This window comes from Rudaea sp., from assembly GCF_036383415.1.
In the GTDB taxonomy this organism is placed as follows: Bacteria; Pseudomonadota; Gammaproteobacteria; order Xanthomonadales; family Rhodanobacteraceae; genus Rudaea.
Genome location: NZ_DASVOK010000158.1, coordinates 1 through 13,621, shown reverse-complemented (window position 1 = coordinate 13,621; position 13,621 = coordinate 1). Strand labels below are relative to the sequence as shown.

Genomic DNA, 13,621 nt, shown 5'->3' with positions numbered 1-13,621 from the left:
CTACGCGCGCGTGCAGAAATCGTTCCCGAACAACCGCGCGCTCGCGCTCGCCCACGCCGATGCGCTGCTGCAGTACGGCGACAAGGCCGCCGGCAAGCAGGCACAGGAACTGCTGCGCTCGCAGATCGCCAAGGACGACGAGGACCCGGCGCTGCAGACAACGTTCGCGCGCGCCTGCGAACTCGCCGGTGATCCGGTGCGCGCTGGTGAAGCGCACGCGACCGCCGCCTATCTCAACGGCCGCGCCGAGGACGCGCTCAACCAGTTGAAGGACATCGCCAAGCGCAGCGACCTCGACTACTACCAGCGCACGCGCGTCGAAGCGCTGATCGCGGCGATGACCCCGCTCGTGCTCGACTATCGTCGGCACAAGATCCGCCCCGAGGACCAGGGCAAGCTCGCCGCGGACAGCAACTGTCTCAAGCCGAAAACCGGATTGAGCTTCAGCATGCACACCGACGCGACCGCCACGCAGAAGGACGCCTTCGCACGCGCGGACGAAACGTCGAATGCATTCGACTCGCGTTTCGGTGCGCCACTCGCCAATTCGCGCACATCGAAGCTGTCCTCCGACCCGGCACAGGACAAGGATTCCAGGGCGAATTGCGCCGCGCCGTCATTCAACCGTAACAATTGACGTTTGAAATACCGCAATCTGTCATAAAGCGCGCGCCCCGCGTCGCTACGGATTGACCTCGTGCAAAAAAACATCCTCATCGTCGAAGACGAACCCGCGATCCGCGACATGGTCGCCTTCGCCCTGCGCAAAGCCGGCATGGAACCCAGCCATGCCGCCGATGCGCGCGCGGCACAGACGATGATCGTCGAGCGCGTGCCCGACCTGATCCTGCTCGACTGGATGTTGCCCGGCATGAGCGGCCTCGACCTCGCCCGCCGCCTGCGCAAGGAAGAGCTGACGCGCGACGTGCCGATCATCATGCTCACCGCGCGCGGCGAGGAAACCGACCGCGTCGGCGGCCTCGAGGCCGGCGTCGACGACTACGTGGTGAAACCCTTTTCGCCGCGTGAACTGATCGCGCGCATCAATGCGGTCATGCGCCGCACGCATGGCGTCGACACCGACGGCGTGATCGAAGTCGGCGCGCTCAAGATCGACAGCGCCGCGCACCGCGTCTACGCCGGCGACGACAGCGTGCCGATCGGCCCGACCGAATACCGCCTGCTGCATTTCTTCATGACCCATCCCGAGCGCGTGTACTCGCGCAGCCAGTTGCTCGACTACGTCTGGGGCGGCAGCGTCTACGTCGAGGAGCGCACGGTCGACGTGCATATCCGCCGCCTGCGCAAGACACTCGAACCACACCGTTGCGACGATCTCGTGCAGACCGTGCGCGGCGCGGGCTATCGGTTTTCGACGACTCCGGTGGCCTGACATGTTTTCACCTCTCCCGCCGGGAGAGGTCGGCGCGCGAAGCGCGACGGGTAAGGTCCGGCGTCGTATCGACGCCAATCCGAACTCGAACCCTCATCCGCCCCTGCTTCCATTGGATCAGGGCACCTTCTCCCGGAGGGGGAAGGGAAGAAAGAGCAAGGTATAATTGTGCGCATCCGCTGTCGAACTGGCCGCAATAATGCAGCTGCAATTCCTGCAAAGCCACGCATGGCAAGTCTCGTTGGGACGCTTCGTCGTCCTGCTGGCGGTCGCGCTTGCGATCGGCTGGTGGCTCGGCGCGGTCGAATACGCGGTCATTGCCGCGCTGCTCGGTTATTCCCTGCGCTCGCTGGTCAGCCTGTATCGGCTGCAAACCTGGCTGCGCTCGCGCCAGCGCACGCCGCCGCCGGAAGATCGCGGCGTGTGGTCGGACATCTCCACGTACATGCACATGAAACTGCACGCTGAACGTTCGCGCAAACGCCGCCTCGTCAACTTGCTGCGCGCGTTCCGCGAGGGTGCGGCAGCGCTGCCCGACGGCGTCGTCGTGCTCGATCGCGGCCGCAGCGTGATCTGGTTCAACGAGGCCGCCGAGCGCCTGCTCGGCATGGCCGCGCCGCGCGACCGCGGCGCGCACATCGACGATTTCCTGCCGCTGCCGGCGAAGACCTGGTTCAACGAAGACCCGACGCGCGAACCGCTGCGCGACGCCGCTTCGAACGTCAACGACGCGGTGCGCCTGTCGTTCCGCCTGATCCCGTATTCCTACGACCACAGCCTGCTCGTCGTGCGCGACATGACGCCGCTTGCCCGACTCGAACAGGTCCGTCGCGATTTCGTCGCCAACGTGTCACACGAGTTGCGTACACCGTTGACCGTGCTGCACGGATACCTCGAAATGCTCGAACCCGAAGTCATGCCGCAACTCGCCCCGGTACTCGCCGACCTGCGCGGGCAATCGCGGCGCATGACCCAGATCGTCGAGGACCTGCTCACTCTGTCGCGCCTCGAGGCGCAGCAGCAGATCAACGACAACGAACGTGTATCGATGCGTGCATTGCTGTCGACCCTGAAGCGCGAAGCCGATGGCCTCTCGCAGGGCCGCCACCACATCAACGTCGTGCTCGGCTGCGAATCCGACCTGCGCGGCTCGACCGATTATCTTCACAGCGCGTTCTCGAATCTCGTCTCCAACGCGGTACGCTACACGCCCGAGGGCGGGCGCATCGAGATCTCGTGGCAGGCGACTGCAGCGAATGGATCTGCGCGTTTCGCCGTCGCCGACACCGGCTACGGCATTCCGGCCGAGCACCTGCCGCGCATCACCGAGCGCTTCTACCGCGTTTCGACCAGCCGCTCGCGCGAGTCGGGTGGCACCGGTCTCGGCCTGTCCATCGTCAAGCATGTGCTTCAGTTGCATCAGGCGCGACTCGAAATCGAGAGCGAACTCGGCGTCGGCAGCACCTTCTCCTGCGTCTTCTCGCGCGAGCGCCTGCTCGCGTTCGAACCGCTCTCCGAGGAAATCCATCCATGAGCGCCGAAGAATCCGCCGTCGCTGCGCAGGCCACGCCACGCGTCAACGGCAAGTCGCGCGCGGCGGCGCCAGCATCCGTTGCGGAAGCCGCGGCCGATGCACGCAACCTGCGCGACCCCTCGCTCTACCTCAACCGCGAGCTCGCCCAGCTCGAGTTCAATTTCCGCGTGCTCGCGCAGGCGCAGGATCCGTCGGTGCCGTTGCTCGAGCGCATGCGCTTCCTGTGCATCTCCAATTCCAACCTCGACGAATTCTTCGAAGTCCAGGTCGCGATCCTGCGTCATCACGTCGCCTTCGGCGACGCCAAGGCCGGGCCGGACGGCACCTCGCCGGCCGAACTGCTCGCGCGCATCCGCACGCGCGTGCTCGATCTCGTCAACGCGCAGTACACGTTCTGGAACGAAACGCTGCTGCCCGAGCTCGACCGCGAAGGCATCCGCTTCATCGCGCGTGACAAGTGGACGTCCAAACAGACGCGCTGGCTGCAGGGCTACTTCCAGAACGAGGTGCTGCCGGTGCTGTCGCCGCTCGGCCTCGACCCGGCGCATCCGTTCCCGCGCATCCTCAATAAGAGCCTGAACTTCGCTGTTTCGCTCGAAGGCAAGGACGCGTTCGGCCGCGAAGGCCACATGGCACTGCTGCGCGCGCCGCGTTCGCTGCCGCGCATCGTGCGCCTGCCCGAGGAAGTCGCCGACAAACCCTACGACTTCGTCTTCCTGTCGAGCATCCTGCACCAGTTCGTCGACGAGCTGTTCCCGGGCATGAAGGTCACCGGTGCCTACCAGTTCCGCGTCACGCGCAACAGCGAACTGTTCGTCGACGAGGACGACGTCGAGAATCTCGCGCTCGCGTTGCGCGACGAATTGCGTGGCCGCGGTTTTGCGCGTGCATCGCGAATAGAGATCGCCGACACCTGCCCGAAGCCGGTCGCCGATTACCTGATGCACAATTTCGAGCTCAGCGAATCGGATGTGTACCGCCTGCCCGGCCCGGTCAACGTGCATCGCATCACCGCGATCTACGACCAGGTCGAGCGGCCCGACCTCAAGTTCCCGAAATTCACCTCGCGCCTGATCGCACCGATCGTCAACGAGCGCAGCCTGTTCGAAGCGATTTCCGAACGCGACATCCTGCTCCATCATCCCTACGAATCGTTCGGCGCGGTCACCGAACTGGTCAAGGAAGCGGCGAGCGATCCGACCGTGCTCGCGATCAAGCAGACGCTGTATCGCGCCGGCAACGATTCGCCGCTGGTCAATTCGCTGATCGATGCCGCGCGCGCGGGCAAGGACGTCACCGTCGTCGTCGAGTTGCGCGCGCGCTTCGACGAGGAGGCGAACATCGGCCTCGCCAACCGCCTGCAGGAAGCCGGCGTGCAGGTCGTCTACGGCGTGGTCGGCTACAAGACGCACGCCAAGGTGCTGCTGATCGTGCGCCGCGAGAAGACCGGCCTGCGCCGCTATGTGCATCTGTCGACCGGCAACTACCACACGGTCACCTCGCGCATCTACACCGACTTCGGCCTGATGACCGCGGACAAGGACATCGGCGAGGACGCGCACAAGCTGTTCCAGCAGTTGTCGGGCTTGGGACCGATGATCAAGCTCAAGCGCCTGCTGCAATCGCCGTTCACCTTGCACAAGGGCGTGATGGAGCGCATCGAACGCGAGATCGCGCATGCGCAGGCCGGCAAGCCCGCGCGCATCATCGCCAAGATGAATGCACTCAACGAGCCCTCGGTGATCGAACTGCTGTACAAGGCCTCGATCGCGGGCGTGCAGATCGATCTGATCGTGCGCGGCGCCTGCACGCTCAAACCTGGCCTGCCCGGTGTCTCGGAAAACGTTCGCGTGCGCTCGATCGTCGGCCGCTTCCTCGAGCACAGCCGCGTGTACTGGTACTCCAACGATGGCGAACCGGAAATCTACTGCTCGAGCGCGGACTGGATGGAACGCAACCTGCTGCGTCGCATCGAGACCGGCTTCCCGATTCTCGACCCCGATCTCGCCAAGCGCGTCTACGACGAAGCGCTCGCCAACTATCTCGCCGACAATACTCAGGCCTGGGTGCTCAAGGCCGACGGCCACTATGAGCGCCTGGCTCCCGCTGCCGGCGAGAAACCGCATTCCGCGCAGCAGGCCCTGCTGGCGAAAATTTGCTAGCCGCAGCGGAGGCATTGGAGGGACGGGTCGACTTCATTCGCGCCGCGCGCTACGCTCAGCGCGAATGATTCGCGCGTGCCTGCATCGATGACTTGGCTTTCCCTGCTCTGCGTCCTCGTCGGCGGCGCGATCGGCAGCGCGCTGCGCTGGATGTTCGGCCTCGCGCTCAACGACGTCGTGCCTAACCTGCCACTCGGCACGCTTGCGGTGAACCTGATCGGCGGCTTCGTCATCGGCGCGGCGATCGCCTACTTCGATCATTTCCACAATCTGCCGCCGGAATGGCGCCTGTTCGTCATCACCGGCCTGTGCGGCGGCTTCACCACGTTCTCGGCGTTCTCGGGCGAAACGGTGAACCTGTTGCTGCGTCAGGAATACTCCTGGTCGTTCGCCATCGTCGCCGCGCACGTGCTCGGTTCGCTGGCGATGACGCTGATCGGGGTCGGCATCGTGCGCACTATGCTCAAGACGTGAGCCTCGCGCGTAGTCCGCGCGGATTCCGGCAGCGATCACGATAGACGGTTTCTATCGAATCGATCGCAACAATCAATTTCATCCCGGCAGGGTTCTGCGCTAGGCTCGTGCCATCCGCAGCGTGAGCTGCGGTCGTCCGCTTCCTCCAGCCACACAGCAAGAGGTGAGTCATGAGCAATCTGAAAGGTTCCAAGACCGAGGACAGCCTGAAAGCCGCATTCGCCGGCGAATCCCAGGCCAACCGCCGCTATCTCTATTTCGCCGCCAAGGCCGATGTCGAAGGCTACAACGACGTGGCCGCCGTGTTCCGCTCCACGGCCGAAGGCGAAACCGGCCACGCGCACGGCCACCTGGAATATCTCGAGGCGGTCGGCGATCCGGCGACGGGGTTGCCGTTCGGCGGCACCCAGGACAATCTCAAATCCGCGATCGCCGGCGAGACGCACGAGTACACCGACATGTACCCGGGCATGGCCAAGACCGCGCGCGACGAGGGATTCGGCGAAATCGCCGACTGGTTCGAAACCTTGGCCAAGGCCGAGCGTTCGCACGCGAACCGGTTCACCAAGGCGCTGAACGAGCTGGGCTGATCGCCACTGGCGACCGTCACACGTAGGGGCGCGATTCATCGCGCCCTGCATTCCCGCAACGGGAAGCCAAGAACCGGGCGCGACCGATTCGATTGAATCGGCGCGCCCTACGGAGCCTGTGCATGAGCGCAACGCCGCCGACCCCGCGCGAAGGCAATCTCGAAGCGCCAACGCGCCATCCGCTCGATTGGAAGAATCCGCAGTTCTACGATCAAGCCGCGATCGACAAGGAACTCGAACGCGTGTTCGAGATCTGCCACGGCTGCCGGCGTTGCGTGAGCCTGTGCCAGTCGTTCCCGACCCTGTTCGACTTGGTCGACGAGTCGACAACGATGGAAGTCGACGGCGTTGCCAAGTCCGACTACGCCAAGGTCGTCGACCAGTGCTATCTCTGCGACCTCTGCTACCAGACCAAGTGCCCTTACGTGCCGCCGCATGCGTGGAACGTCGACTTTCCGCACCTGATGCTGCGCGCGAAGGCCGCGGCGTTCCAGCGCGGCGAAACGAAACTCGCTGCAAAAATTCTTTCCGCGACGGACGCGGTCGGCAAGCTGTCGACGATCCCGGTCGTAGTCGAGGCGGTCAACGCGCTCAACCGCGCGCCGACCGCGCGCAAGCTGCTCGAGAAATCGCTGGGCGTCGATCGCAATGCGCGCGTGCCTGCGTACACCGCGGACACCGCGCGCAAGCGCCTGAAGCATCTCGACGGCGCCGGCGCGACGCAGCCCGCGGGCCGCACGCGCGGCAAGGTCGCGATCTTCGCGACGTGCTATTGCAACTATTCGACGCCACAACCGGTCGAGGATCTCGCCGCCGTGCTGCAGCACAACGGCATCGCGGTCAAGCTGATCGGGCGCGAGGTCTGCTGCGGCATGCCCAAGCTCGAACTCGGCGATCTCGCCTCGGTGGAAAAGTACAAGAAGCAAAATATCCCGGTGCTCGCGACGGCGGTCCGCGACGGCTGGGACCTCAGCGCGACGATTCCGTCCTGCGTGCTCATGTTCAAGCAGGAATTGCCGCTGATGTTCCCCGACGACGAGGACGTGCAGCTGGTCAAGCGCCACATCTTCGATCCGTTCGAATACCTCTGGCAACGCCATCAGGCTGGCTTGCTTGACGTTCAGTTCAAGCAGGGCCTCGGCAAGGTCGCCTATCACGCGCCCTGCCACCAACGCGTGCAAAATATTGGGCCAAAGACGCGCGAAGTGCTGAGCCTGATCCCCGATACCGAGGTGCAATCGATCGAACGTTGCTCGGGCCACGACGGCACTTACGGCGTGAAGGCGAAAACCTACGCGTTCGCGCGCAAGATCGCGAAGCCCGTGGAGGCGCGCGTCGAGCAGATCGCGCCCGCGCACTTCGCCAGCGACTGCCCGATGGCCGGCAGCCATATCGCGCATGGCCTTGGCGACAAGCCGCCCGCGGAAAGTCCGCTCGGGCTGCTGCGGCTGGCCTATGGAATCTGACGATGCAAAAACTCACACCGCAAGACTTGTTCACCCTCGAAACCTACGCGCGCGAGCGCCCCGCGTTTCGCGCGCGCGTGCTCGCGCACAAACAGGCACGCATCGTCCATGTCGGCGCGCACGTCACGCTCGTGTTCGAGGATGCGCTGACCGTGCAGTATCAGATCCAGGAAATGCTGCGCGTCGAGCGCATCTTCGAGCCCGCCGGCATCGCCGAAGAACTCGCCGCCTACAATCCGCTGATCCCCGACGGCCGCAACCTCAAGGCAACGATGTTGATCGAATATCCCGACGAGCACGAACGCGCGCGCAAGCTCGTCGAGCTGCACGGCATCGAGCATCGCGTTGCGCTGCAGATCGGCAACCTCGCGCCCGTCGTCGCCATCGCTGACGAGGACCTCGATCGCAGCACCGACACCAAGACCGCCGCGGTGCATTTCCTGCGCTTCGAACTCGACACGGCTCACGTCGCCGCGTTCGCCGATTCGGAAATCGCGATCGCGATCGATCATCCCGCCTACTCCGCGCAGCAGGCGTTGAACGCGGCGACACGCGCGGCACTCGCTGCGGATTTCGACTAGACCACCACTACGCGATTTTGGTCATTGCTCCGCCGCATTCCGCGGGCATCACGGCGCCGCAGCCACCACGATGACAACGAGCGCCAACCGGCCATCGGTGTGGAACGGATCACCGCCGCCGTTGCGTCCCTCGCGCACGGGCTGGAAGCTGTCGATCCATGCGATCGACACGCCGCCCGCACGCTGCAGGTCGGCGAGCAATTTGTCGCGTTCCGCATCGACGTCGGCGGAAATATGGTGGGTGACATGATCGGTGACGTGTCCATTGGAGCGACTGAGGCCGATGCTAGTGTCGTAGGTCGCCGCCGCCATCCACTGCGCAGGCCCCGACGCGGCGATGCGCCAGAAACGCACGTGGTGGCGTTTCGACGGATTGTTCGCGGCCGGCTGCTCGAAGGCCAGATCCTGCTTCCTGCCACCGACGTAGAGGCTGCTCACCGGCGCGGCGACATACGGCCGGCGCACGATGCTGTCCATCGCGATGCGCAGCGAGCTTCTCAACGTGATCGGATCCGCCGGGAACCAGCCCGCCTTCGCCATCAGCCGCAGCAGATCGTCCTCGCCGCCGACGAAGGCGAGGTTCAGCGGATCACCCGGTACGCCTTTCGGCGTTGACGAACGCGTGCCCGCTGCAGCAAGGGCCGGATAGCGGCTGGAAAAATCCGGCAGCACCAACTCCTCGTTCGCAACTGCCGGACCGCAACGGCAGCAACATGAAACGGCCAGGAACAGCAACGCGCCGGCCGCACGCGCGCCAACGCCAGACCTCATCGAACTCTCGTTCGCCATCATTTCGGCACGAACCAAAGGCATCGCGAATCTGCGACACGGAAGTCTAGAATACGCACTTTGCCACGACACGTGCCGCACCCATGATCCTGCCCCGCTACCATGTCGCCGCCTCGAACATTCCGGGCGCCGGCAAAGGCCTGTTCCTCGACAAGGCCGTCGCGCGCGGGCGCCTGATCACCGCGCCGGACGATATCCGAAAAGTATACAAATGGCGCGAAGTCGAGGCGTTGCCGAATGCACACGAATTGCTCGCAGCAACCGTGCGCTGGTTCGAGGACCGCTATACGGTCACGCCGGAGTGGCCCGACGAGTGCTACATCAACCACTCGTTCGCGCCGAACGGGCTTTGGCATCTCGGCTTCGTCTTCGCACTGCGCGACCTCGATGCGGGCGAGGAGATCACGGTCGACTACCGCCACCTGCTCGCGCCGGGGCAAAAAGAGGATTTCCTCGACTCGACCAGCGGCGGCGAGATCGTCGGCTACACCTGGGCCGAAAGCCTGGCGCTGTCGAGCGCGCAACTGCACGAGATCGTCGCAAACCCGCGCTTCGTGCAGACCGCGGCGGATTGCGGGTGACAGGCCGATGAAGATCCGCCATCTGCGCGAATCCGACTACCGGCGCATGCGCTGGAAGAACGGCGGTGGCTGGACGACGGAGCTGTACAGCCAACCGTTGCCCGAAGGCGGCGAAGGATTCGGCTGGCGCGTCAGCATCGCCGACATCGAGAGTGATGGTGCATTTTCCACTTTTCCACAATGTGATCGCTGGATTGCATTGCTCGAGGGCAACGGCATGCGCCTGGAGTTCGACGGCGCGCCAACGGCCATGCTCGACCAACGCCTGGACTTCGTCCATTTCTCCGGCGACGCGCACACCCGCGGCAGCCTCATCGACGGCCCGGTGCGCGACTTCAACCTGATCGCGCGGCGCGACCTGTGGCGTTGCGAAATCCGCCAGCGTCCGCTCGTCGGCTCGATGCTGTTCGCCGCGAGCGCCGCCGACCTGTGGTTCGTCTACATGGCCGCAGGCGCGGCGCGGATCGAACGCCATGGCGACCTGCCCGAGATATCCATGGGTGAGTCCCTGCTGATCGAAGCGGACGACGAGCCCGGCAGCGTCGTGATCGACGGCGGCGGCGAACTCGTCATGATCCGGCTCATCGCGCTGTAGGCACCTCTTCGCGCAGCTCACTGCGCGCGACAAATCGCGTCCTCGCGCTAGCGCCGCCGATAGGCAATGGAGCGACACGCCCGCGTCGCGTGTGCCTCTGCCTCGCGCTGCGCTCACGCTCCCACATGGCGATGCCGTTGAAAGTCCCTCCATTTTCTCAATCGTTGTTGCAAATAAGAATGATTCTTATTAATCTTTTCTTTAGAATTACTTAACCAACGAGAGAGTGAATGATGGAAAAGTCCGCACACGCAGCCAGCCGCAATCCGGTCCTCAAGCCCGCAAGCTTGCGCCGGATCGCCGCGAGCCAGTCTTCGATCCAGATGCTCGCAAGACATGGCCTGGCTGCCGGCATTTCGGCCGCGATGCTGATGCCGCTGTGTGCCGAGGCGCAGACGGAGCAGGCTCAGAACAAAGCCTCCGAGAATGCGACGTTCCCGACGATCCAGGTCGTGGAAAAGGCCATCGATCCGAATCCCAACGCCGAAGTCGGCGCGCCCTACAAGGCCAAGACCTCGGGCGATTCGCGCCATACGCGCCCGCTGGCCGAGACGCCGCAGACCATCCAGGTCGTCACCGCCGCCGCCATTGCCGACTCGGGGCAGACCGACCTCAAGCAGATCCTCGCCTCGCAGCCCGGCATCACACTTGGCACGGGCGAGAACGGCAACATGTTCGGCGACAACTTCGTCATTCGCGGTCAAAGCGCCAAGAGCGACGTCTTCGTCGACGGCCTGCGCGATCCGGGCATGAGCACGCGCGAAAGTTTCGCGATCGAGCAGGTCGAAATCACCAAGGGCCCGAACTCGAGTTTCGCCGGCCGCGGTTCCGCCGGCGGCGCGATCAACGCGATCACCAAGCAGGCCACGCTCGACTACAACTTCACCCGCGTCAATCTCGGTGTCGGCACCGATGCGTACCAGCGCTACACGGCCGACATCAACAAGGCGATCGGCGACAACGGCGCGGTGCGCATCAACGCATTATGGGCCGACCAGGACGTGCCCGACCGCGACCCCGCAAGCCGCGCGCGCAAAGGCATCGCCATCTCCGGGCTCTACGAGGCGAACAAGGATTTTTCCATCACTCTCGACTACTACGGCGCGCGCGGCAAGGACGACTATCCCGACACCGGCAGTTATCTCATCGACAGCCAGCCCAAGCGCCGCCCTACCCGAAGCGACGTGGTCGGCGCGCAGGACGGCGACTTCATGAAATCGGACATCGACACCGGCACCGCGCGCATCCGCTGGAACATCGCGCCGAACGTCACCCTCAACAGCCTGACGCGCTACGGCACGACGAACAACGGCTACGCATTCTGGGCGCCGCAGTACAACATCACCGCCCAGGCCGCCACGATCCAGCCCCACAATCGCTGGCAGGACGTGAAGTACTTCGCCCACCAGGACAACCTGCGCTGGGATACCAATCTCTTCGGCCGGAAGAACGAAAGCGTCTTCACCCTCGAGTACACCGATCACCAGGTTGATCAGGGCGGCTACACGGCGACCAATGCGCTGCCGTTCAATTGCCGTACTTCCGCCACCTCGACCACGAACAACGCCTATTGCGTGACGGTGCCCAGCAGCGGCTTCGACGGTGCGGCGATCGCCAACCCCAACTCGATCACGGGCACGACGTGGGCGCGCGGTGGCCAGAATTACGACTGGCATGTCAAAACCGTCGCCGCAAGCGCCATGGACACCGTCGACCTCACCGATCGCTTCACCGCGTTCGGCGGCTTGCGCCTGGATCGCATATTGGACTTCACCGCGAAAACCTACAACGCCACGACCGGCGCACTCACGGGCAACTACCGGTACGAGGAGACGCTGCACAACGGCTGGGCCGGCCTGAGCTACAAGCTGGCGCCCGACGGCATCGTCTATGCCGCCTATGGCACGGGCCAGGACATCAACGGCGGTGAGCCGGACTCGGGCACGGCCGCAGGGTACGGCGGTCTCGTCACAGTGACCGGTCTCGGCGTCGTCACCAATGCCAAACCGGAAACTTCGAGGAACTGGGAACTCGGCACAAAGTGGAACCTGCTCGACCACAAGTTGCTCGCCACCGCCGCCGTGTTCCGTACCAACAAGAGCAACGTGATGGAGGCCACCAGCCAGGCCGAATACGCCATCGACGGGACCACGAACACCGGTGCGAACCGCGTGCAGGGTGTCGAACTCGGACTGGTCGGCAACGTCACCGACAATTTCTCGCTGCAGGCCGGTGCTGCCTTCATGAAGTCGAAGATCACCAAGGCAAACACTGCGAACGCCGCCCTCATCAGCCATCCGCTCGCCAACTTCGCCAACCAGACCTATTCGGTGCAAGGCAAGTACCAGCTGACGCGCGCCTTCGACTTCGGCGGCACCGTGCGTCACGACGGCCAGCGCTGCGGCGGTCAACCGGACACCGGCGTGGCCTACGACGCCGCCACCGGCCTGTGCGCGCAACCAGTGAACGGCTTCACCGTGTTCGACCTGTTCGCCAACTATCGCATCAACAAGCATCTCCAGCTGCATGCGAACGTGCTCAACGCGGGCGACAAGGAGTACTACACGGCGGTCTACCGCGGCGGCTTCTTCCTCTACAAGGGCGATGCACGCAGATTCACGCTCGCCCTCGATATGGAACTGTGAAAACCATTGATCGGTCCGCCATGAACGCAAGCCTGCTCCCAGCCACATCGCCGCCCGACGCCATCCCGGCGGACGTGCGCTGTGCGCAGGATTACGAGACGCTCGCGTCACGCCATATCGACGCGCCGACGCTGGCCTACATCGCCGGCGGCAGCGGGCGCGATATCACCGCGGCCGCCAACCTCGCCGCGTTCGCCAATCTCGCGATCGTGCCGCGCCTGCTGCGCGATGTGAGCGCAGGCCACACGCGTCGCATGCTTGGCGGCCAGCCGTTAGAGCACCCGTTGCTGCTCGCGCCGGTCGCACATCAGAAACTCGTGCACGCGGACGGAGAACTCGCCAGCGCGCGCGCCGCGCGGGCGACGGACAGCGGCATCGTCTGCAGCACGCAGAGTTCCCATCGCCTCGAAGACATCGCACGGCTGGCCGGGCCGCGGCGCTGGTTCCAGCTTTACTTCCAGCCCGACCGGAACTCCACGCTCGACCTGCTGCGTCGCGCCGAGGACGCCGGCTTCGGCGCCATCGTCGTGACGCTCGATGCGGCAATCCAGGCGGCCAGCCTGCGCGCGCTGCAAGCCGGCTTCCGCCTGCCTGCCGAGTGCGTGGCCGCGAACCTGCAAGGCTACGAGACGCCGCCGTCACCTGCTCAGGACGAAGGCGAGAGCCGCATTTTCCAGGGTCTGATGCGCGACGCTCCGGCCTGGCGCGATCTCGACTGGCTGATGACGCAGTCGCGCCTTCCGGTGTGGGTCAAAGGCGTGCTGCACCCGCAGGACGCACGCGACCTGCAACAGCGCGGCGTGGGTGGCCT

General features: G+C 64.7%; 12 protein-coding genes and 1 pseudogene. 12 read left to right on the top strand and 1 reads right to left on the bottom strand.

Annotated elements, in window-relative coordinates; translation table 11 throughout:
• The 8 genes and pseudogenes from VF497_RS06110 to VF497_RS06075 all read left to right on the top strand — a co-directional run.
• Nucleotides 1–637, top strand: a pseudogene (locus VF497_RS06110) (hypothetical protein); the annotation flags it as partial.
• Between the two features lie 60 nt (nucleotides 638–697).
• Nucleotides 698–1,393: a phosphate regulon transcriptional regulator PhoB gene (gene phoB, locus VF497_RS06105; protein WP_330886738.1), complete on the top strand. Its 696-nt coding sequence runs from the start codon at nucleotides 698–700 to the stop codon at nucleotides 1,391–1,393.
• A 199-nt stretch (nucleotides 1,394–1,592) separates the two neighbouring features.
• Entirely contained in the window at nucleotides 1,593–2,927 is a 1,335-nt protein-coding gene (phoR, locus tag VF497_RS06100) for a phosphate regulon sensor histidine kinase PhoR (RefSeq protein ID WP_330886737.1), read from the top strand.
• The gene (ppk1, locus tag VF497_RS06095; protein ID WP_330886736.1) at nucleotides 2,924–5,089 is read left to right on the top strand and encodes a polyphosphate kinase 1; all 2,166 of its coding nucleotides are present in this window, start codon (nucleotides 2,924–2,926) and stop codon (nucleotides 5,087–5,089) included. Before phoR ends, ppk1 begins: the two co-directional genes overlap by 4 nt.
• A 75-nt stretch (nucleotides 5,090–5,164) precedes the next feature.
• Entirely contained in the window at nucleotides 5,165–5,563 is a 399-nt protein-coding gene (gene crcB / locus VF497_RS06090; protein ID WP_414706846.1) for a fluoride efflux transporter CrcB, read from the top strand.
• Between the two features lie 170 nt (nucleotides 5,564–5,733).
• Nucleotides 5,734–6,153: a rubrerythrin family protein gene (locus VF497_RS06085; RefSeq protein ID WP_330886735.1), complete on the top strand. Its 420-nt coding sequence runs from the start codon at nucleotides 5,734–5,736 to the stop codon at nucleotides 6,151–6,153.
• Nucleotides 6,154–6,275: 122 nt separating this feature from the next.
• Entirely contained in the window at nucleotides 6,276–7,619 is a 1,344-nt protein-coding gene (locus tag VF497_RS06080; RefSeq protein ID WP_330886734.1) for a (Fe-S)-binding protein, read from the top strand.
• A 2-nt stretch (nucleotides 7,620–7,621) separates the two neighbouring features.
• On the top strand, nucleotides 7,622–8,200 hold the full coding sequence (locus VF497_RS06075; protein WP_330886733.1) for a DUF3501 family protein: 579 nt from the start codon (nucleotides 7,622–7,624) through the stop codon (nucleotides 8,198–8,200).
• Between the two features lie 48 nt (nucleotides 8,201–8,248).
• Here VF497_RS06075 and VF497_RS06070 read toward each other — a convergent pair whose 3' ends face one another.
• Nucleotides 8,249–8,971: an LssY C-terminal domain-containing protein gene (locus VF497_RS06070; RefSeq protein ID WP_330886732.1), complete on the bottom strand. Its 723-nt coding sequence runs from the start codon at nucleotides 8,969–8,971 to the stop codon at nucleotides 8,249–8,251.
• Between the two features lie 101 nt (nucleotides 8,972–9,072).
• Between VF497_RS06070 and VF497_RS06065 the strand changes: the two genes are divergently transcribed.
• The 4 genes from VF497_RS06065 to VF497_RS06050 form a co-directional block, all read left to right on the top strand.
• The gene (locus VF497_RS06065) at nucleotides 9,073–9,570 is read left to right on the top strand and encodes an SET domain-containing protein (protein ID WP_330886731.1); all 498 of its coding nucleotides are present in this window, start codon (nucleotides 9,073–9,075) and stop codon (nucleotides 9,568–9,570) included.
• Between the two features lie 7 nt (nucleotides 9,571–9,577).
• Nucleotides 9,578–10,165: a HutD family protein gene (locus VF497_RS06060; RefSeq protein ID WP_330886730.1), complete on the top strand. Its 588-nt coding sequence runs from the start codon at nucleotides 9,578–9,580 to the stop codon at nucleotides 10,163–10,165.
• Nucleotides 10,166–10,398: 233 nt separating this feature from the next.
• Nucleotides 10,399–12,810 carry a TonB-dependent receptor gene (locus VF497_RS06055; RefSeq protein ID WP_330886729.1) on the top strand — a complete coding sequence of 804 codons (2,412 nt, stop codon included), beginning with the start codon at nucleotides 10,399–10,401 and terminating at the stop codon, nucleotides 12,808–12,810.
• Between the two features lie 20 nt (nucleotides 12,811–12,830).
• A partial coding sequence (locus VF497_RS06050) for an alpha-hydroxy acid oxidase (RefSeq protein WP_330886728.1) occupies nucleotides 12,831–13,621 on the top strand: 791 nt, incomplete at its 3' end.

Bases quoted from the DNA above. Each gene is read 5' to 3' on its own strand.
- phoR (WP_330886737.1), top strand. From the start codon at position 1,593: ATGCAGCTGCAATTCCTGCAAAGCCACGCATGGCAAGTCTCGTTGGGA.
- ppk1 (WP_330886736.1), top strand. From the start codon at position 2,924: ATGAGCGCCGAAGAATCCGCCGTCGCTGCGCAGGCCACGCCACGCGTC.
- VF497_RS06085 (WP_330886735.1), top strand. From the start codon at position 5,734: ATGAGCAATCTGAAAGGTTCCAAGACCGAGGACAGCCTGAAAGCCGCA.
- VF497_RS06080 (WP_330886734.1), top strand. From the start codon at position 6,276: ATGAGCGCAACGCCGCCGACCCCGCGCGAAGGCAATCTCGAAGCGCCA.
- VF497_RS06075 (WP_330886733.1), top strand. From the start codon at position 7,622: ATGCAAAAACTCACACCGCAAGACTTGTTCACCCTCGAAACCTACGCG.
- VF497_RS06070 (WP_330886732.1), bottom strand. From the start codon at position 8,971: ATGAGGTCTGGCGTTGGCGCGCGTGCGGCCGGCGCGTTGCTGTTCCTG.
- VF497_RS06065 (WP_330886731.1), top strand. From the start codon at position 9,073: ATGATCCTGCCCCGCTACCATGTCGCCGCCTCGAACATTCCGGGCGCC.
- VF497_RS06060 (WP_330886730.1), top strand. From the start codon at position 9,578: ATGAAGATCCGCCATCTGCGCGAATCCGACTACCGGCGCATGCGCTGG.
- VF497_RS06055 (WP_330886729.1), top strand. From the start codon at position 10,399: ATGGAAAAGTCCGCACACGCAGCCAGCCGCAATCCGGTCCTCAAGCCC.